At 72.1% G+C, this 19,485-nt stretch carries 15 protein-coding genes; 3 read left to right on the top strand and 12 right to left on the bottom strand.

The genetic code is table 11. The features are described 5' to 3' along the window. Nucleotides 1-114: 114 nt before the first annotated feature. Together IT371_06515 and IT371_06510 are read left to right on the top strand one after the other, a co-directional pair. Nucleotides 115-729 carry an ankyrin repeat domain-containing protein gene (locus tag IT371_06515; GenBank protein MCC6747293.1) on the top strand — a complete coding sequence of 205 codons (615 nt, stop codon included), beginning with the start codon at nt 115-117 and terminating at the stop codon, nt 727-729. Nucleotides 730-731: 2 nt separating this feature from the next. Next, on the top strand, nt 732-1,379 hold the full coding sequence (locus tag IT371_06510) for a sulfite exporter TauE/SafE family protein (protein MCC6747292.1): 648 nt from the start codon (nt 732-734) through the stop codon (nt 1,377-1,379). Here the strand turns inward: IT371_06510 and IT371_06505 are convergent. From IT371_06505 to IT371_06470, 8 genes are all read right to left on the bottom strand, one after another. After that, the gene (locus IT371_06505) at nt 1,276-2,838 is read right to left on the bottom strand and encodes a PQQ-binding-like beta-propeller repeat protein (GenBank protein MCC6747291.1); all 1,563 of its coding nucleotides are present in this window, start codon (nt 2,836-2,838) and stop codon (nt 1,276-1,278) included. The genes IT371_06510 and IT371_06505 overlap by 104 nt on opposite strands. Next, a complete protein-coding gene (locus IT371_06500) occupies nt 2,835-3,998 on the bottom strand; it encodes a 4Fe-4S binding protein (GenBank protein ID MCC6747290.1) in 1,164 nt (387 codons plus the stop codon). Before IT371_06500 ends, IT371_06505 begins: the two co-directional genes overlap by 4 nt. 38 nt (nt 3,999-4,036) lie before the next feature. Continuing rightward, nucleotides 4,037-4,819 (bottom strand): ATP-binding cassette domain-containing protein, encoded by a 783-nt coding sequence (locus IT371_06495; GenBank protein ID MCC6747289.1) that lies wholly within the window; start codon nt 4,817-4,819, stop codon nt 4,037-4,039. Further along, nucleotides 4,816-6,084, bottom strand: coding sequence for an ABC transporter permease (locus IT371_06490; GenBank protein MCC6747288.1), 1,269 nt, complete (start codon nt 6,082-6,084; stop codon nt 4,816-4,818). The genes IT371_06495 and IT371_06490 overlap by 4 nt, the downstream gene beginning before the upstream one ends. Further along, nucleotides 6,081-7,025 carry an extracellular solute-binding protein gene (locus IT371_06485; GenBank protein MCC6747287.1) on the bottom strand — a complete coding sequence of 315 codons (945 nt, stop codon included), beginning with the start codon at nt 7,023-7,025 and terminating at the stop codon, nt 6,081-6,083. The genes IT371_06490 and IT371_06485 overlap by 4 nt, the downstream gene beginning before the upstream one ends. A gap of 77 nt (nt 7,026-7,102) precedes the next feature. Further along, nucleotides 7,103-7,723: a hypothetical protein gene (locus IT371_06480; protein ID MCC6747286.1), complete on the bottom strand. Its 621-nt coding sequence runs from the start codon at nt 7,721-7,723 to the stop codon at nt 7,103-7,105. Between the two features lie 17 nt (nt 7,724-7,740). Then, a complete protein-coding gene (locus IT371_06475; protein ID MCC6747285.1) occupies nt 7,741-9,387 on the bottom strand; it encodes a hypothetical protein in 1,647 nt (548 codons plus the stop codon). Nucleotides 9,388-9,511: 124 nt separating this feature from the next. After that, complete coding sequence (locus IT371_06470) at nt 9,512-10,369, bottom strand: hypothetical protein (GenBank protein MCC6747284.1); 858 nt, start codon at nt 10,367-10,369, stop codon at nt 9,512-9,514. A gap of 345 nt (nt 10,370-10,714) precedes the next feature. Between IT371_06470 and IT371_06465 the strand changes: the two genes are divergently transcribed. Next, nucleotides 10,715-11,299 (top strand): hypothetical protein, encoded by a 585-nt coding sequence (locus IT371_06465; GenBank protein MCC6747283.1) that lies wholly within the window; start codon nt 10,715-10,717, stop codon nt 11,297-11,299. A gap of 12 nt (nt 11,300-11,311) precedes the next feature. Here the strand turns inward: IT371_06465 and IT371_06460 are convergent, their stop codons facing one another. The 4 genes from IT371_06460 to IT371_06445 form a co-directional block, all read right to left on the bottom strand. After that, the gene (locus IT371_06460; GenBank protein ID MCC6747282.1) at nt 11,312-15,760 is read right to left on the bottom strand and encodes a hypothetical protein; all 4,449 of its coding nucleotides are present in this window, start codon (nt 15,758-15,760) and stop codon (nt 11,312-11,314) included. Nucleotides 15,761-15,863: 103 nt separating this feature from the next. After that, nucleotides 15,864-16,784: a DUF362 domain-containing protein gene (locus IT371_06455; GenBank protein ID MCC6747281.1), complete on the bottom strand. Its 921-nt coding sequence runs from the start codon at nt 16,782-16,784 to the stop codon at nt 15,864-15,866. 31 nt (nt 16,785-16,815) lie between these two features. Further along, entirely contained in the window at nt 16,816-17,922 is a 1,107-nt protein-coding gene (locus IT371_06450) for a DUF362 domain-containing protein (protein ID MCC6747280.1), read from the bottom strand. Between the two features lie 19 nt (nt 17,923-17,941). Further along, nucleotides 17,942-19,483, bottom strand: coding sequence for a 4Fe-4S dicluster domain-containing protein (locus tag IT371_06445; protein ID MCC6747279.1), 1,542 nt, complete (start codon nt 19,481-19,483; stop codon nt 17,942-17,944). Nucleotides 19,484-19,485: the final 2 nt, after the last annotated feature.

The following is a 19,485-nucleotide window of genomic DNA, read 5'->3' as shown; positions in this document are numbered from 1 at the left end:
CGCTCGTCGCGCTTGCCGCACGCAGGGAGCGCGCAGAGGGCGAGGAGGAGCAGGGCCGAGGCGTATGGAGCTCGAGGGGACGCGATGGCTGATCTTGGGTGCGGCCGACGGAGCTTGTCAACGCGCGTCGCCGCGGGCGTGGTGGGAGCGCTGGCCTGGGTCCTGGCCTGGGTCGGGTGCGCGACGCGTCCGGCGGAGGTGGCCGAGGAGGCTCCGGCCCTGCACCGCGCCGCCGCGCGCGGAGAGCTCGCCCCCCTGCGCGAGGCGGAGACGAGAGCGCTCGGCGCCGGCGGGCCGCACGGCTTCACCCCGCTCCACTACGCCGCGATCCACGGGCAGGCTGCCGTGGCGGACCTGCTGCTCCGACGGGGTGCGCCCCTCGAGGCGCGGGACGAGGCGGGCATGACGCCGCTCCACTGGGCGGCGCGCAAGGGGAGGCGCGAGGTGGTGTCGCTCCTCTTGTCGCGGGATGCGAGCGTGCAGGCGCGGAACCGGTTTCTCATGACGCCGCTCCACGAGGCGAGCACCGAGGCGGTGGCGGAGCTCCTGCTGCGTCGAGGGGCCCGACTCGACGCGCAGGACGTGGACGGGATGACGCCGCTCCACACCGCGCCGAACCGGATGGTGGCGCACTACTACATCAAGCGCGGGGCCCCCATCGAGGCGCGCGCGCGCGATGGGCGGACGCCGCTCTCCATGCCGCCGGCCGTCCGGCCGCGGACGAGGTGAGCGTGGGCGCGACACCCTCCTTCCTCGGTGGCCTCTTACTCGGCCTCGCCTCGGGACCGCACTGCTTCTGGTCCTGCGCGCTCGTGCTCGGCCCGTATCTCGTGACGACCGAGGGGGGGGCAGACGGCGCGCGTTTCGCGCAGCTCCCCGCGCGGGCGCGGACGCTCCTCTGGTACAACCTGGGGCGCTTTCTGGCCTACCTCGCCGCGGCGACGGTGGTCTCGGCGGCGGGTGCCGAGCTGCGGGCGCTCCCCGCCTCCGTCGGCGCCGCGACGCGCCTCGCCTCGGCCGCGCTGCTCCTCCTCTGCGTGCTCCGGCAGCCGGCACCGCTCTGCGGGGCGCGGGCGGGACGCTTCGGCGGGGCCTTCGGACTCGGACTGCTCCAGGGGCTCGTCCCCTGTCCCCCCTTCGTCAGCGCGGTGGGCCTGGCCCTCGCGGGGAGCTCGGTCCCGGGGAGCGCGCTCCTCTTCGCGGGGCTCTTTCTCGGCACGGCGCTCTACACGCTGCCGCTCGCCCTCCTCGAGCCGCTCGCCCGGTGGCCGTGGCTCAGCCGTCTTGGCCGCGTGGCGGGTCTGCTCGTCGCGCTCTACCTCGGGGCGACGGGAGCGGCGCTGCTCTGGAGCGCTCCCGTCGCCGCTCCGCGCGGGTGAGGGCGTAGGCCAGCAGCCCCACGCCGAGGAGGACGAGGGGCAAGGTCACGAAGAAGGCGCGGTTCGAGCTCTCCTGCGTGGCGCTCGTCTGCGAGGCCTCGGCCAGCTCCAGCGCGTGGAGCGTCCCGGCGTAGGAGCCGAAGTAGACGAGCGCTGTCCCGCCGAGCTCGGCCGCGATGGGGCTCGACCAGGTGCTGTCGCCGAGGAGGAGCGAGTCCCAGATCGGTCGGCCCATGAAGCGGCGGAAGCGAACCTTGCCGCTCGCCGCGGAGAGCGCGTGCAGGTGGTGGTCCCAGGCGGCGGCGAAGACGAGGGTCTCGCCGTGGTGCTGGAGGAGGGCGGGGCTGCCGTAGAAGCCCGCGGACGTGCGGTAGCGCCAGCGCTCGTGTCCGCTCTCGCCATCGAGGGCGTAGAGGTGGTTGTCGTACGAGCCGACGAGGACGAGGGGGCGTCCCTCGAGCCGCGCCACCGCGGGGCTTCCGTCCACCCAGTGGGCCGTCTTGAAGCGCCAGACGGGGCGTCCGGTGCGGGCGTCCAGCGCGCGCACGATCCCCTGCTTGGTGCCGAAGACCAGGCGCGGTCCATCGGCCGCACGATAGACGGCCGGAGCGCTCTTGATCGTAGCCGGTTCGGTGTGCGTCCAGAGTCGGGCTCCCGTCCGCGCGTCGAGGGCGTGGACGCTCCCGTTCTCGGAGGCCACGAAGACTCGCGGCGGCTCCCCGGGGTTCGTCGTCGCGGCGAGGACGGGGGCGGCGAGCTGGTTGTCCCCGAGCGAGACCTGCCAGAGGGCGCGGCCCGTCGTCGCGTCGAGCGCCGCCAGGCCGGCCGACTGGAGGTGGTGACCGACCGACTTGTCGAAGGCCCAGTGCGCGACGAAGACGCGGAGCTCGCTCCCCAGCCTGCCCACGGCCGGCGCCGCGAGGCGGGCACCCCCAAGGGTGGGTCGGTAGGGGACCACGCTGTGGCTCCAGAGCCGGCGTCCGTCGTGCGCGTCGAGCGCGTAGACCGACCGGTCGGTCGAAGCCACGTAGAGCACCTCGCGGTGGAGCGTCGGCGTGCCGTAGACCGGGCCCCCGGTGACGAAGCGCCAGCGCTTCTTCCCCGTCGCGGCCTCGAGCGCGTAGACCGACCGGTCGTAGCTCCCGATGAAAAGCAGCGCGTCGCCCCGCACCGCGCCGAGCGAGGGCGAGGACCAGACCGTCATCCCCGGCTCGTAGCTCCAGACCGTGCGGCTCGGACGGAAGTGCCACGACGAGGCGAGCGGGCCGCTCCCTCGGGGAAGCGCGGTGGCGGCGGTGTTCTCCGGGTCCCGACGGGCCTGGGGCCAGTCGTGGGGCTCGGCCCAGGCGGGGGTCGCGATGGGCGCGAGGAGAAGGGTCAGGGAGGCGAGAAGGGCGAGCGCTCGCGCGAGGCGAACGGGGGGGCGCGGGCCGCCACGCCCTTCGTTTCGCGGCCTCACCGCTTCTCGACGGAGAGCGGCGCGGCCGGGCACCAGGTGTCCGTGACCTGCATCGCGCCGCGCTGGCAAGCGTCCACGCAGGCGTAGCAGAACTGGCACTGGTCGAGGGCCACCTTCCCGAGCTCCGGACGCCCCGGCACGATCGTCACGGCCTCGACCCGGCAGGCGTCCACGCAGCGGCGGCACTGGGTGCAGCTCGCCGGGTCCACCTCGATGCGCTGCCGCGAAAAGCGATGCACGAGGCCCATCACCATCCCCCAGGGGCAGAGATACCGGCACCAGGCGCGGGCCACCACGAGCGACGCGCCCGCCAGCACCAGCGTCGTGATCGCCGAGGCGGGGTCCACGATGTCCATGAAGGCGAAGTGCATGGGGGAGGTGATCCCCACCTTGAAGACCACGCTGAAGAGGATCGCGCCGAGACTGAGCCAGCGCAGCGAACGCGCGGCCGAGTCCGTGGCCACGCGGGTCATCACGAGAAGGGGGAGAAAGAGACTCGCCGCCGCCCAGTAGAGGCTCGAGTCCTCGACGAAGAGCTTGCGCTCCTCGCTCACCGAGAAGACGAGGTAGAGAAACGCCGTGGCGAGGGGGGCGACCAGCAGCGCCGTCCTCGGGTCGACGGGGAGGCGGGGCCTGCGGGTCAGCGCCTCGCGCAGCAGGGCGAGGAGCTCCTGGATCGTGCCGGTGGGACAGATCCAGCCGCAGAAGAAGGGGCCGGTGATCAGGGTGAAGGCCAGCACGCAGACCGGGAGGCTCATCCAGAAGAAGGACTCGGTCTGCACCGTGCCGATGAGCGAGATGCCGTGGAAGGTGTTGCGGATCAGCCCGAAGACCCCGAGGCAGGAGAAGACCACGTAGAAGAAGACGAGGAGCGCCGAGACCTGCACCAGGTGCCGGACGAGCTGGCGGCGTTTCCGCACCGACATGACCACCAGCGTGCCGAGGAAGAGCAGGAGCAGCGAGAAGAGCTCCACGTGCGTGCCGTCGAGCGAGAAGATCGGCTGGTCGAGCGCCTTGGCCAGGGGGAGTGGGTTCTTCTTCAGCCCCTCGTCGGCGTGGGCGAGCCCCCCGAGCCCCGTGGCTCCGCCGAGGAGGACGAGGAGGACGACGAGCCAGCGCAGGAGGAGGGGGGCGGCGGGCGCGCATAAGAATCTAAACATTCTAGAATGTGACGACGCTTTTCCTTCGGCGCGGCGGCTCATCCCTCGGCCCTCCGACGGTCGCAGTGACCGGGGCGAGCGAGGCAGGCCTCGCCGCAATCCGAGGGGCTCGCGGGGCGCGCGCTCAGGCCGAGGAAGCGGGCCACGAAGGCGCAGTGGGGGGACTCGAGGAGCGCGTCGATGGGGCCCTCCTGCACGATGCGTCCGCCCAGCATCACGGCGCAGCGACCCCCGAGGGCGCGGGCTTCCTCCCGGTGGTGGGTGACGTGCAGCGCGGTGAAGCCGAGCAGCCCGTGCAGCCGGCGGAGCTCTTCCTGGAGCTCGAGGCGCGCGTTGTGGTCGAGGAGGCTCAGCGGCTCGTCGAGGAGCAGGACCCGGGGCTTCACCGCGAGCGCCCGCGCGAGAGCCACGCGCTGGGCCTCGCCTCCGGAGAGGGTGGTGGTCTGGCGATCGAGGAGCTCCCCGAGGCCGAAGGTCTCGACGAGCTCGTCGACGCGGGCGGCCACCTCCGGGCGGGGGACGCCGCGCACGCGGAGCCCGAAGGCGAGGTTCTCGCGCACCGAGAGGTGCGGAAAGAGCGAGCTGCGCTGGAAGACCAGCCCCACCTGGCGCCGCTCGGGAGGCCACGCGGTGACCTCCTCCCCGTCGAGCAGGATGCGTCCCGTGGCCGGGGCGTAAAGGCCGGCGACCGTGCCGAGGAGGAGCGACTTGCCGCAGCCGCTCGGTCCGAGGATCACGAGGTAGGCCCCCGTCTGCGCCTCCAGGTCCACCGAGAGGCGGAAGGAACCGAAGCGCTGCTCGACGGCAGCGAGGCGGATCACGGGGACCCCTCGCGGGAGACGGGGTCCCGCCGCAACGCGAGGGGCAGGACGGCCTGGCCGAACTGGAGCAGCACGAAGACCCAGAGGCAGACGAGGAGCAGGAGCGTGGCGATAGGACGGCTCTCGCTGACCCCGGCCTTCATGAATTCAGTATGCACGAGGACCGGGGCGGTGAGGGGGGAGCTGGCGAAGAGGACGATCGCGCCGAACTCGCTCACCGCGCGGGCCCACGAGAGGGCGGCTCCGGTGAGGAGGCCCCGCGAGGCCAGGGGGAGCGTCACGCGGCGGAAGGTGACGGCGGGCGAGGCGCCGAGGGTGCGCGCGGCGCTCTCGAGCTCGGTGGGGACGCCGTGGAAGGCCGTGCAGGCCGTCTTGATCAGAAAGGGGCAGGAGACGAAGACCTGGGCCAGGACGAGGCCCGAGAAGCGTCCGGCGACGGCGAGACCCAGGCGGTCTTCGAGGAAGGCTCCCGCGGGACTACCGGGCCCGAGGAGCGAGAGGAGCGCGATGCCGACCACGGACTGCGGCACGAGGATCGGTAGATCGACGAGCGTCTCGACCAGCCGGCGCCCCCGGAAGGGGAGGCGGGCGAGGGCGTAGGCGAGGGGGATGCCGAAGAGGGCCACGACGAAGGTGGCGACGGTGGCGCTCGAGAGAGAGACGAGGAGGGCCGAGCGCACGTCCGAGCGGTCGAGGAGCTGCCCGAAGGTGCGGGGAGAGTCCTGGATCGCGAGGTGCACCAGGGGAAAGAGCACGAGGAGGAGAAAGCCGAGCCCGGCAGCGAAGCAGCCGAGGAGGAAGCGCGAGGCCCCGGCGCGGTGCGCGCGGACGAGGAGCGCGTAGCCGAGCGCGGCCGGGATAAAGACCTCCGTGCCGTAGGGCTGCAGGACCACGAAGGAGAGCACGAAGAGGGCGAAGAATCCGAGGAGGTAGGGGACCGAGAAGACGCTCGCGTAGAAGACGGCGAGCAGGATGAAGAGGGCCTGCCGCTCGAGGAGCACCATCACGAGCGCGAAGAGGACGAAGTAGCCGAGGGCGAAGAGGCCCACCCGGCCGGGGGAGCCCCGTCGCGCCACGAGCTGCGCGGCGTAGAGGACGTAGAGGTTGGCGGCGTAGAAGACCGCATTCGTGGTGGGCGAGAGGACGCCTCCGAGGAGCGCGCCGAGTCCGAGGTGGGCGAGGCCGAGGGCCAGCGCCACCGCGAGCGCGCGGAGCGTGGTGCGAGTCCGGGCCGGAGCGGGGGGTGGAGCCGGGGACTCGCTCATGGCGCGGACGAGGGGTCGGCGCGGACCAGGCCGCGGAGGGGTTCGGGCAGGGGGTCGGCCGGGCGGACGCGCGCCGGCGAGAGCGGACGGAAGCCGCTCCGCTCGAGGAGCTTGTGCCCGCGGGGGCCGAGGAGCTCGCGCAAAAAGAGCGCGCCGAGGGCGGAGTGCGGCGCGTTCAGCGGGATGGTGACCGCGTAGGTGATCGGCGCCCCTGGAAGGCGAACGGTCGTTCCTTTTGGTCCGCGGAGGGTGGCCGCCACCCGGGCGTAGCGCGCGCTCTCCTCGGGGACCCCGAGGTTGTAGCGGCCGGGGAGCGCCACGGACTTCAGGTTGTGTTCCTCGGCGGCGCTCCGGTAGACGAAGGCGTAGTCGATGGCCCGGGCCTGGAGGAGCTTCAGGAGCTCGGCCTCGTGGGCCGCGACGTGCTCGGGGGCGCAGCGGGCCCGGAGGCGCGCAGAGAGGTCCGGGCCGGTACGAGCGCGACCGAGCTCGAGCTCCGCGAGCTGCCAGAGGAGGAGCGTGCGGTAGCCGAGCGGCGCGAGGTCGGGGCTGACCATGCCGAGCCGCACGTCGGAGCGGCTGAGGACCTCGGGCCAGTTCTGCGCGGTGAGCTCGTCGGTGTACCGGCTGTGCTCGAGGTGAGCCAGCACGAGCTCGTTGGCCGCGAAGTGCACCGCGAAGCGGGCGTGGCTCGGGCGGAGGAGCTCGTCGATGAGGCGGCCGTCGGCCACGGCCACGACGTCCACGCGCGCGCCGAGCTCGGCCACCTTGCGAACCGCGGTTTGCGAGCCGGCCACCTCGAGCTGCACGTCCAGACCCGGGTGGGACTGCTCGAGCTCCTCCTCGAGGCCGCCGAAGACGCGGGCCAGGCTGGCCGCCGACAGCACGAGGAGCTCTTGCGGGCGATTCTTGCAGCCGAGCGCGGGGAGCAGCGCCAGCATGGCGAGGAGGGACGAGCGCAGGGCCTCGGCGCGCCGCCGGGGGAGGAGGCGGCGGGTCGAAGGAGCCCCGAGCCGGGTCAGGGCAGGGCCTTGGCCAGCGCCTGCACGAACTCCAGCACGGAGGTCTTGAGGGCGTCCTTCTGGGCCACGTTGCCGAGGGAGGCGAAGACCTCGTAGATGAAGGGTCCCTTGTGTCCGAAGACCTTCCACTGGGGCTGATCGTAGGCGATCACGGCCGTGTCGGCTACCTGCGCGACGGGCTCGAAGATGAGCCCCGCGTTCGTCTCGGCGTCCTTCTTGTTGGCGTCGAACATCTTCTTCGCCCCGGCGGCGGTCTTCATCTGCCAGAGCTTGAGCAGGAGCTTGTGCCCGTCCTTCTTGTAGTCCTGCTTGGCGAAGCCCACCGTCCCTTCGGCGGCGTAAGGGGCGTTCTCCCCGTCGATGATCTTCTCGATGTCCACGTCGGTGTAGGCGGCCTCGACCCCCGCCTTGCCCGCGGCCGTGTCCTCCTCCCAGGCCGCGCCCGGAGCCGGGACGTAGTCCTCCACCTTCTTCGCCGCGGCGCCGTCGGCCTTCGCCGCCGCCACGTCGCCCTTCGTGCCGCCGTCCTTCGAGGGAGTCGAGGTGCTGCTGCCGCAGCTCGCGAGGAACAGGGTCGCCGCGAGGGCGAGGGCACCGCGCCCAGAGCTTCGTCTCATGGTAGGTCTCCAGTCCGTTAGTCGTTCAAGCGTCGCAAGCGTAGTAGACCGAGCAGGAGCAGGGCCAGAAGAAGCCCCGGTGGTGCCAGGGTGTCCGGCGTGACGGCGCAGCCGCCGCGGAGCTGCTCGCGGCCGTTCTTGGCGGGCGCGCCCCCGTCGAGGGTGGGGGTGACGAGCTGCGCGTCCACCAGGGGGACGCCCGCCTCCGAGCGGGGGAAGCCGTCGCCGAGCTGCACCGGGCCGGCCTCGGTCTGGATGAAGTAGGCATCCGTGCGCAGCGGCGGCGCGGCGTCCTGCGGTGGCGCCGCTCCGTCACGGGGTGGCGTCGTGCCGCGGTCTCTCGCGACGCCGGTGTCGCGCGGGGGCGTGACGCCGCTGTCGCGCGGAGGCGTGACGCCGCTATCGCGTGGCGCCGTTCCTCCGCTGTCCGGGTAGAAGGACACGCCCCCCGAGGCGGCCTGCCGCACGCCGGCCACGAGCGAGAGCATGTAGGCGAAGTAGAGCCCGTTGTACCCGTTGCTCTCGCCGTCGGTGGCGCCGGGCATGAGCACGCTCCGCACCGGTCCGTCGTTGCCGCGCAAGCCCTGGGCCGCGGCGCAGGCGGCCTGCGTGTGCGGCTGGGTCCCCGGGCAATCGCCCGTCAGCGCGGCGCCGGTGAGCACGTGCATGCCGGCGCTGCGGCACGCGGGGGGCACGGCGTTGTTCGCGTCGTTGAGCGCCGTGGTGAACGGATCGGTCGAGCTCGCCCCGACCCAGAGGTGCGCCCCCGCCACGGCGGCCATGCACTTGTGCGGCGCGCTCCCCTTGAGGGTGTTGCTTCCGTTGCCGGGCTTGAGCGCGTTCACCGCGGCCGCACGGGCGAAGTCCAGGTCCCCCTGGTTCAGGCGGCTCTTGCGGATCGCGAGCTCCGAACCGGCGCGCATACAGTTCTGCCCGAACTGATCGGTGTTGTCCCACGCCGCCCCTTCGGCGACGGCGCCGGGGCAGTCCTGCCCGGGGTTGCGCCAGGTGCCATTACCGGCATAGCAGAACCGATAGCCGAAGTAGTGCGCGGCCTGGCGGATCCCGCTGCGGCCGAAGGTCGGCTCCCCGCCGGGGAGCGCCGCCCCCTGGTTGCGGTCGAAGAGCGTGGCCGCGGCGAGCGACGCGCTCTGGTTCGGGCCGCAGTTGCCGCCGTTGCCGTTGCCGTAGACCGCGCGCTGCGCAAGCAGGCTGTCGGAGGCGTTCGGGTCCACGCGACAGTCCGAGCCGGCGAGCCAGCCGTAAGGGCTCGACGCCGACCGGAAGCGGACCTGCAGGTTCAGGTTCGTGACCGGGACGCTCCCGCCGGACCCGCCGCTCGAGCGGATGGAGAAGACGAACGGCACCTCCTGGCCGGGATAGATCGCCTGCGGGTTGCCCGCGGTGACCTGCACGGTGTAGCCCGACGCGGACCCCTGCATCTCCACGTTGACCAGCTTGTAAGGGAAGTTGTTGCGGACGTAGACGCGCAGGGTGGCGGCGTTGCTCCCGCTGATCACCACCGTCGAGGTTTCGGGCTTGACCACCATGCGGGCGGGGGCCGACCAGATGTTGTTGCACCAGTGCGCGTCGGCCGGGTGCGTGGCGAAGAGGGCGGCGGTTACGAGGCCGGCGAGGCCGGTGAGGCGTCCCGTGGTGCTCATGATGAACCCCTCGAGCGTAGCACAGCCTCGAGCGCAGCCCCGTTGACGGAGGTCAACCGTTGCGGGGCGCATGGGGCCTCAAGCCCCAGGGGGAATAGTGGCCACCGCCAGAGGTGCGAGGCGGCTAGAGCTGGGACGCGGCCTCGCTCACGCTGGGCACGCTCGCGGCGCGCTGCTTGAGCGCCGTGAAGCGCGCCGTCTGCTTGGCCGAGAGCATGGGGATGGAGTTCGCCGCCTTGGTCACGTTGGCGAGAGTGCCCCGCGCGACGGCGATGGCTTCCTCGCTGTTCGGCGCGCGGTCGAGGGCGGCGACGGCCGTCTCGGCGCGGCCGAGCGCGCGATTGAGGCGGCTGTTGAAGTACGCCTTGGGCAGCAGGTGCTCGACCACGGAGCCCACGACCCCCATTCCGGCGCTCCAGGCCAGCGCACCCGGCACGATCAGGTGCGCGTGCTCGGGCCCGAAGAGGGCCGTGTTGATCCCCAGATTGAAGACCAGGTTCGAGGCGAAGTAGCCCACCGCGCGATGCGCGAGGCCGAGGGTGCGCTGCTTGAAGGCCTCCTTGCGGTCGCCGCGCAGGACGGCCAGGTCGGCGAGCGCGTGGTGCTTGTCGGCCGGGCTCTGCAGCTTCTTGGTGGTGCTGAAGCGGAGGCCTTCGATTCCGATCATGGCAGACATGGCGCGCGGGGTGATGCCGAACTGCCCGCGCGTGACGACGTCCGCCGCGACCGCCGCTCCTCCGATCAGGATGGTGCGCGGGCGAGCCACGTTCTTCACGAGCGCCTTCAGGTAGCCGCCCACGCCGCCCCATCGCTCCTGCAGCACGGCGACGCGGTAGGCGGCGCTGGCGTTCTTCTTGGCCGAGGGGCTGACGCGCCGGGAAGCGGACTCCGCCGCGTGCGACGGGGCGCTGGAGATGGCCAGGGAAGCCGTCAGGACGGCGATTCCGAGAGAGCCGTGAAGGAGCCGGGTGGTGCGAAACATGGTGCAACTCCTGGTCAGAGGTTGTTTCGGTGTCGAGTGCGAACCTCGCATGAGCAAGAGTCCTGCCGAACGAGAGAGCCGGGTCGTGGCCGCTCGGGTCAATGGCTCGCGGCGTCCGGGGTGAAAGCCCCCCTAGCCGCTCGGGCGAGATCCCCTGGGTGGCTAGGTCGCTGAAATCATACGAGGCGACTGCCGACGCACCCGCCGCGCGTTGGCCTTCGACTGGCCCGTACGTTGCACAATGCAGCCTCGCACTTACGCGAGGAGTCGGTTCCCATGGCGCTCGGGGCTTCGCCTGATCAGCTCATCCGTCCGTCGGCGCGCCGCGCGCGGAGGCGCCGCGCCTTGGCCTGCGGAGCCCTGCTCGCGCTGCTCTGCAGCGGTCCGGCCCTCGCCCGTGCGGCGGAGGACGCCGCGAAGGAGCGCGTGCTTCGGCGGGCCGAGGCCTGGATCGCTCTGCGCGGCGGGAAGGAGCGCTGGCAGCTCCGACGGAGCGCGGTCGTGACGCCGAGCGGGAATCGACTGGTGACGGCGCACGCCCTCGTGAGCGGCTCGACGCGGAACGGGCTCGTCCAGCGTCTCTTCATCAACGAGGTCACCGGCAAGCTCGTCACCTCGCACCGGGTGCCGGTGCAGGTCGTATCGGGCGCCGAGCTCATGAAGCGCGTCGAAGGGGCGGGGAGCGCCTCTGCGCAGACGCTGCTCGCCTACCTGCGCGACAACGGCGAGGTCGGCGGGAGCATCAATGTGGAAGCCACGCTGCGCGCCATCTCGCAGCTCCCCAAGGAGAGCCTCCGGCTCTACAAGCGGCGGCTCGTGCAGACCGCCCGCCGGGCCGCCGAGCTGCAGCAGCGCAACCAGCAGGAGCGCGACCTGGCCGACTGGAACCAGCTCCTCGTGCGGCTCGGAGCGGCGCCCGTCGCGCCGTGACGGTCGCGGCCGTCAGTACCTCACCCGCGCGAGCAGGTGCGGCGTGAGAAGGAACTTGTCCTGGCAGAGCGCCCCCGACGCCGGCCGGATGCAGTCGTAGTAGCTCCCCGTCAGGTCCAGGTCGATGAAGAGGTTCTCGGCGTGCACCCAGACGGCGCCGACGGAGAGCGAGTAGGTCTGACTCGTCTCCGAACCGTTCGCGAGGCAGGGGTCGCCGGGCCGGCACTCCCGCGAGTCGATGCGCGAGCGCAGGCCGGAGCCCCACTGCAGCTTGTAGGTGGCGCGGGCGTAGGGGCGCACGCTGAAGCGCCCTTGCGGGTCCTCGAAGCGGCGACGCACCTCCAGGCTCGGCTTGAGCGCCCATTGGTCGTAGTCGCGACGCTCGAGGTCTCCCTTCTTGCCGAAGGCGTCCTCCACCGTGCGAATGTGGGGCAGGTCCCGGAACTGGTTCACCGACAGCGCGAGCTTGGCCCAGTGCCACCACCTCGGGGACCAGCGCCTGCGCCACTCGAGCGCCGGCTCGTAGACCGTCTGCATCGCCTCGATCGCCGGGAGGATGCCGTCGTATTGATCGGGACGCTTCATTTCGCGCACCAGGTCGAAGCGCGCGGTGATGGGCGAGGGATAGATCGGCCGCCACACGAGCTGGGAGCGGAGCTCCTGCCGCGTGCTGCGCAGCACTCGGTCCCGGTCCGAGAAGCCCCACCGCAGATCGCCGAAGAGCTCGACGAAGAGCTTGCCCGGCGTGTCCCACGAGAGGGTTCCGTAGCCGCGGTGGCTCTCGAGGCGGCTCGTACGCAAGAGGCACTGATCGGCCAGCGCGCAGTCGGGGTCGGCGCAGTCGGCCAGCCCGTCGCCGTCCTCGTCCCCGACCACGTCGCAGCGTTCGACGCCGCGCGCGACGGTGGCGCGGATGCGGCCCTGCGCGGCGGCCTGCCGCGTGTAGGTGTAGGCCCCGCTGAACTTGAGCGGGCCGAGGCGCTTCAGCCATTCGCCCGGGAAGAGGTCCAGGATCCCCGAGAGGCGCGAGTCCGCCTGCTGGTTGCGCTCCGGGTCTACGGGCGGGAGCGTGGCCGCGGCCGGCGCCCCGGGCTCGGTCGAGACGAGCGGCCGGTCGTCGCCGAACCAGAGGGTGCTGTCGAAGCGCAGGGCCAGCCCCCGCACGAACCCGCTCGAGGCCCCGGCGTCGAGCCGCCAGTAGGTGAGCTGATCTGCGAGCTCGCCGCTCGCGTCGAGCACGCCGCGCAGTCGGTGCAGGTCCACCGTCGCGTAGGCGTTCTCGGTGAGCGTGGGCGCGAGGCGCAGCTCGCCGACGGCGTGGTGCAAGACCTGGTGCCGGTCCCGCTCGTCGCCCGCGCTCCGCCGCCGCTCGTCGATGTCGGCCTGGCCGTGCTCGTAGAGGCCGCGCAGGAAGAGCTTCTTCAGCCGCAGCGCGCGCAGGTGCCCCGCGAGGTCCGCCTCGAGCGCCGAGGAGGCGCGCCACTCGAGCTGGCGGGCGAAGGGGTCGGCCCGGCGCAGGAGGTCGGCTCCGACGGAGAGTCGGGGCAGGCCCGCCCGGTCGAGCGTCACCTGCGCGCTCGCCACGTCGCGGCTCCCCTCGCCCGGGCCGCCGGCCGGGGCGTCGGCGTAGTCCTCGCCGAGGCGCGTGACCTGCCGCTGGTAGGCCAGCCGCACGGGCAGAAAGCTCGCCGGACGCACCGTGCTCTCGAGCCCTGCTTCGTAGTCGAGGTGGCTCGAGAAGGGGGCCACGCACTGGCGCGTGGCCGTGCGGCAGAACTCGGTCTGCCGTGCGACTCCGAGGCCCAGGTACTCGGGGGTGAACTTGCGCCCCGTCGCCGAGAGGACGAGGCGCGGGCCCGAGACGAGCAGTCGGCCGTCCACCGCCGCGCCGGAGACGTAGCCCTGCTGCCAGGCCTGACTCCCGGCCCCCTGCAGCCGTGCGTCCAGCCGGTAGCGCTTGCCGAGGGGGCGCACGTGCTGGGCGTGGGCCGAGAAGACGTCCCGCGCCAGCTCCTCGAGCTTCTCGCGCGCGCGGAGCTCCGGGTCGTCAAGGCTGCGCGTGCTGTAGTAGGCCAGCCCCACCTGGGTGCGATCGGTGAGCTTCAGATCGAGGGAGGCGCCGCCGATCAGGTCGCGGAGCTGGTCGGCCGAGGTGCCGCCCGAGGCCGAGAGCTTGCTCACGAGCCACCCGGCGATGGAGAGCAGCTCCTGTTCCTGGCTCGCCTGGTCGATGCTCACCTCCACGTAGAAGCTCCCCCGGACCAGCTTCACCGTCAGCCCCGCGGTCTGCTTCTCGACGAAGACGTCGTCCATCCCGGGGACCGGCTTGGCCTCGGGGAGCTTGCGCACGATGAAGATGGAGCCCGCGTTCTTGTCGTCCCCCATGTCGTAGATGCGTAGCGAGACGCCCGAGCTCCCCCACTCGAAGTCCTGCGAGAGCGTCTTGACCCAGCCGCGATTGATGAACTGGTCGGCGCCGCCGTCGATCTCGTCGAAGAGCCCCTGCTCGTCCTTGGCCCAGCGGGCGCGCCCCGTGCGCTTGAGCTGCCCGAGTGTGCCGTCGCGCGGCAAGAGGTCGGTCATGGCCACGGCGCCCACGTTCTTGCGCGGGATCTGCTCGTATTCGAGCTCTACTTCTACAACCCGGGTCGGGTGCAAGAGGTCCGTGTTGCGCAGCCAGAGCACACCGTTCTCGTGGTCCATGAAGTAATCGACGTTGCGTTCTAATTCGCGTCCGTCGAGGAGCACGCGCACGCTCTGCGGGATGACGTAGCGGAGCTCGCGCGGCGTGCCGTCGGGGCCCGGACGGCTCAGCTTGAGGCGCTTGACCTGGAGCGACTCCACGCTCGGACGCCGGAGCACCAGGCGGAGCGGCGTGCCGCGGCGTACGCCGGCGGTGGCCTGCAGCGTCGCGAAGCGCCCGCCGGCTCGCGGCGGTCCGGCGGAGAGGACCAGGCGTCCCCCCTCGAGCTCGGTGCGCTCGGTGAGGGGGCCCCCGCTCGGTTCCAGCCGCACCTGATGGCCGAAGAGCGCCTCGCGCACGAAGTCGCGCTCGAGGCCCAGGTAGCGCAGCTCGAGCTCGTAGCGCTGAAACGAGCGCAGCGTCGCCCCCTGGCCGAGAAAGAGCGGCGAGATGTCGCCCCAGTCGAGACTCCCGGAGAGGTCCACCTTGCGGCCGCTGGCGAAGGCGGCCCCGGCGCCGAGGCGCAGCGTGTTCACGAGCCAGTAGCCCTCGCGGTCGGTGCGCGGGGTGGCCGTCGGGCGGTAGGTGAGATCCTGCTTGAGCTCGGTGTCCAGCTCGGCGCTCACGCTGAGCTTGACGCGCGGGGGGGCAGTGGGCCTTGCCGGAGCCGAGCTGGGCGCGGACGCCGGCCCCGAGGTTGGCCCCGCCCCCCTCGGCTCTCCCGCCGTGCGGTCCGCCCCCGCGCCGAGCAGCCCCGTGCGCTCGAGCCACTCGTCCTTCTTGTGGTCGTAGCTGTCGAGCTCCCCCTTGCCGCCGAAGATGAGGAGCGCGCTGCCGGCCACCGTGAGCTCGCGCGCGTCGGTGGTGCTCAGCCCGTCCTCGGTCTTGTAGTAGGCCCAGACCTTCTTGGCCGGGTCGAAGCGGCTCAGGCCCTGCGAGGTGGCGAACCAGGCGTACCCCCCGGTGGCGGCCACCGCGCGGACCCGCGCGCCGAGGAGCCCCTTCTCGTGCCGGAAGGGGACCAGCACGTCGGCGCTCACGTCGTAGGTCACGAGCCCCTGCGCCGTGACCACGTACAGCGTGTTCTCGAGGCGCGCGAGGGCGAGGAGCGGTCCGCCCGGGAGCCCCTGCTTCGGGCCGAAGCCGGCGAAGGTGCGGCGCTGCAGGCTCATGCGCGCGAGGCCTCCGTCGCAGGTCAGCCAGAGGTCCTGCCCGAGCTCGTCCAGCTCGAGGACGCGGTCGCCGGGGAGACTGTGCTGCCTCGAGTAGAGCTTCGCGCTCCCGAGGGCGGGCTCGTACGCGGCGAGGCCCGCGTCGGTCGCGACCCAGACCGTGCGGCCGCGCGCGTGCACGTCGTGGACTTTCCCCGCGGGGAGGATCCCGTCGGGGACGCGCGACCAGCTGTTCGTGCGCACGTTGTAGTGGGCGAGCCCCTTCGCGGTGCCGACCCAGAGCTGGTCCGGTTCGCTCGGGTCGAACGACACAGAGGTGGTCTCCACGGACGGCAAGGGTGGCGCCGCGACGGTCTCCCAGCGCCGGGAGCCCTTGTCGAGCCGGGCGAGCCCCCGCGGGGTGGCTACCCAGACGGCACGAGGGGTGAGCTCCAGGTCGTTCACCACGGGGGAGGGGAGCCCCGACCGCTCGTCGGTGCGCTTCCAGAGCTCTCCCACACCGTGGAGCAGCCCCCGGCGCGTGCCGATCCAGGTGCCGCTCTCATCGGCCTTGGTGATCGGGTAGCGGCGCGCGTGCGCGGGGCCCGGGAGGGCGACGGCGAGCACGGCGACGGCGAAAAGAGCGCGGAAGAGCAGGGCGAGGCCTCTCGCGGGCGAAGGGAAAGGGGCTAGCGAAGCACGTCGTGGTGCGCGGCCAGAGCGTTCATCCTCACACGCGCTTCTTGATCACCTTGATGCGTGACAGGTCCGCTACCCCGACGCCGGCGGCCGCGGCCAGGCGCAGGTGCTCCACGTCCTTGGGCTCGAGGGTCTGCCCCCTCCACTTGGTGAGGCCGAGCGCGACGGCGTCGGTGGCCACGGGGTCTAGGCCGACCACGATGGTCTGCAGCTTCTCGACGGTTCCCGGCCCCTGCGGGCCGTTGTTCACCATCACGCGGGTGGCGTCGATCACGGTGAGGCGCGGAGTGAGCAGGGTCGAGAGGTCGGCGATCCCCTGGTGCAGGTTGATCAGCTCGTGGAAGTACTTCCTGTCCCACACCAGCCCCATCAGGTTCTTGAGGCCGAAGGAGACGCGCGACTCGTTGTGCTGTTTCGCGTTCGGGATGTTGATGAGCAGGTCGGCGTTCGCCACCACGCGCGGGACGTAGGTGCTCTTGAGCTGCTTGCCCTTCGGTACCGCGCGCTCCACGTAGTCGCTGCGCAGGTGCGCCGAGAGCACCTGCACGTGGCCCACCTTGGCCAGGGCTGGCCCCACGCCGCAGGCGGTGATCGACTGCGGGGAGCTCAGGATGTGGTCCACGGCGGTGATCTGCGCCGCCCCCCACTGCCGGCAGAGCTCCGCCACGGCGGCCGCCACCTCGGGGCTCGTGTTGTTGCCCCACGCGGCGGGGTTGCGGAAGGACATGTTGGGCTTCAGGGCCACCTTCTTCCCCTTCACCGCGCTCTCGAGCTCGGGGAAGACCTTGAGCGCCGCCTTGAGCATGGCCAGCGGGTCGGTGCCGCGCACCACCACCACGCGGGGCGTGGCGGCCTCTGCCGTCCCTTCCACGAACGGCCCGCCGAGGAGCCCCGCCCCGGCGGCCCCGGCCCCCATCGCCTTCAGAAAGGTTCGTCGGTCGAGCTTGCGCATGGTGCGTCTCCCTCCGTGCGGCGCCGCTTCGCTACGAAGCGGGTTCGAGCTTCACCTTGGGGCTACCGAGGCCCGCGCGCTCCGCGGCGGCGAGCCAGCCACTGCTGATCGTCTCGGTCGAGGGGCCGAGCCTCGGCCCCCGCGCCTCGTCGCGGAGCTGCCGTCCCCGCACGTCGAGCGCGACCGGGTCGAGGGCCGCGAGCAGGCGCGCCGGGGTGCAGTCGGGCGGGTCGCTCGTGTCCCCCTTGCAGACGCCGATCAGCGCGTCGAGCAGGTAGAGTCTGGTCTTGCCCCCCACCTCGGGCAGGGCGTTAATCGCCGGGATGGCCTCTTCGAAGCGGCGTTCTAGAACAGCCTCTCCACTTTTGCGGTCGTGAAAATCTCCGGGGTTGTCGATGAGACCGTAGACGTTCTTCAGCACCCCCGTGAAGCCCGCCGCCTTGTGGTTCTTCATCACGGCCAGGTTCACCAGGTGGTCCACGCGCCGGGTCACGATGTTGGAGAGGTGGGTCGAGCGTCCGCCGATGCAGGTGGCGCCGAGCTCGTAGCCGCGCCCCGCCCCCTTCCCCTCCGGGGTCTCCCAGGTCCCCTCCACCGTGGCGCCGAGGGCGCCGGGTCCGAGCTGGACCTGTCGGAGCTCGTCCAGGCGGCGGTCCCAGACGAGGAGCTGCTCGGGGGCGAGGCCGAGGCCGCTCCGCAGCGCGTCGACGAGGGCCTTGACCAGCGCGGGCTGCGTCGGAACGCGCGCGTTCAGCACGTTCACCTTGATCCCCACCACCTCGCCGGGCTTGTAGCTCGGGAAGAGGGCGCGGCAGGCGGCCCGCAGGTCGGCGGCGCGCGCCAGGGCCAGGAGCACGCGGGTGAGCGCCTCGCCGACGCGGCGGGCGTCCACGGCGGTCTCCGAGACGAGCGCCGGGTCGTGGAGCTCGACCACGCGCCCCGCGTTCGGGCCGAGGGCGGGGAGGGCGCGGGCCGGGCTCTCCCCGCAGGGAGCGACGGCCTCCCCCTTCCAGAGGCCGTCCACGTCGGGGAGGCAGCCGGTGAGCGCGGCGGCGCCGAGGGCCGCTCCCCCCTGCAGGAAGCGGCGGCGGGACGGGCCCCGGGAGGGGGACGAGCTCGGGGGCCTGCGGGAGGTCATGACGGTGCGCGCCTCCTCCTCAATAGGACCGGATCAGCATGCGGTTGTCGAGCGAGCGGCTCTCTCCGACGCTGCTCACCCGGATCGCCGCCTCGGTGCCCACCGGACAGCGATACTGACAGGTGCCGCAGCCGATGCAGCGCTCGGGGTCGAGGTGCGGGAGCTGCACCTTCACGGTGCTCCCGTCGCGACGCTTGACCTCGGCGTCCTCGAGCCAGATGGCCTTCGGCGAGGTGGGGCAGACCTCCTCGCAGACGATGCAGGGGGTGGCCATGGACCAGGGGAGGCAGCGCCCGCGGTCGTAGAAGGCGGTGCCGAGCTTGAGCGGCTCGCTGTAGGGGGGCTCTCCGCTGCGCTCGGCCGCGGTGACCGGGCGGATCGCCCCCGTCGGGCAGACCTGGCTGCAGAGCGTGCACTCGTGGCTGCAGAAGCCCTGGTCGTAGCGCAGGATGGGGCTCCAGAGCCCCTCGAGCCCCGCCTGCAGGCCCGCGGGCTGGAGCACGCTCGTCGGACAGGCGCGCATGCAGAGGCCGCACTTCACGCACTTCGCGGCAAAGTCCTCCTCGGAGAGCGAGCCCGGCGGACGGATCACGTCGTGCGCGGCGCCGCGGAGCACCCCGTTGCTCGTGCGCAGCACGGGCAGGAGCGCCACGCCGCTCGCGAGGGCCGCGGCGGTCTGCCGGCGCCCGAGGTCGGGCGAGGCGACCTCGGTGGGGGTCGGCGGCAGCAGGCCGTAGCGCATCCCGCCCGACTGGGGGCAGGCGCTGAAGCAGTTGAGGCACATCACGCAATCGGCGAAGCGCAGCTTGCCGTGCGGGTCGCAGGCCCCGTGGCAGGCCTCGTTGCACTTGTGGCAGTCGAGACAGACCTTCGGGTCGCGCCAGACGCGAAAGAGAGAGAAGCGCGCCACGAGCCCGAGGAGGCCGCCGAGGGGACAGAGGGCCCGGCACCAGAAGCGCATGATCAAACGGTTCGAGAAGAGGAGCAGCACGAAAAGGCCGCCAACGATCCAGCCGTGGAGGTAGCTCGGCTGCTCGGCGTAGAGCGGAACCCCGGCGAGCTGGAGCCCGGGCAGGAGCGTCACCGCGGCGGTGCGCACGGTGAGCGCGATCGGGTCGAGGAGGCCGACCTGCAGCACCCCCAGGGCCGCGCCGACGAGCAGCGCGAGCAGCACGTAGTACTTGAGCTGGTAGAGCGGTCGCCATTCGTTGGCCTTCTGGCGCTCGCTGCGCTTGAAGACCGAGGGGAGCGCGCTGACGGCGTGGTTCAGGATGCCGAGGGGGCAGATGAAGGAGCAGAAGACGCGGCCGAAGACGAGCGTGAGCAGCACGACCACCAGCGCCAGGATCGTGCCGCCGAAGACCACCTTGCCCCCGAGCGCGGCGCCGAGCGCGATCAGCGGGTCCGCCTCGAGAAAGAGCCCCACGGCGTGGCGGTGGTGCTCGAGGTAGGCGTTGCTGGCGAGCAGGAGCAGGAGCGCGAAGAGGCCGAGGAAGAAGACCTGATAGATGCGCCGGACGGCGATCCAGAGGGGCACGGTGCTCTTCTTCGGCTCCTTCATGC

The sequence above is a fragment of the Deltaproteobacteria bacterium genome (assembly GCA_020848905.1).
GTDB lineage: Bacteria > Myxococcota_A > Polyangia.
This window is presented reverse-complemented; position numbering and strand designations above follow the sequence as displayed.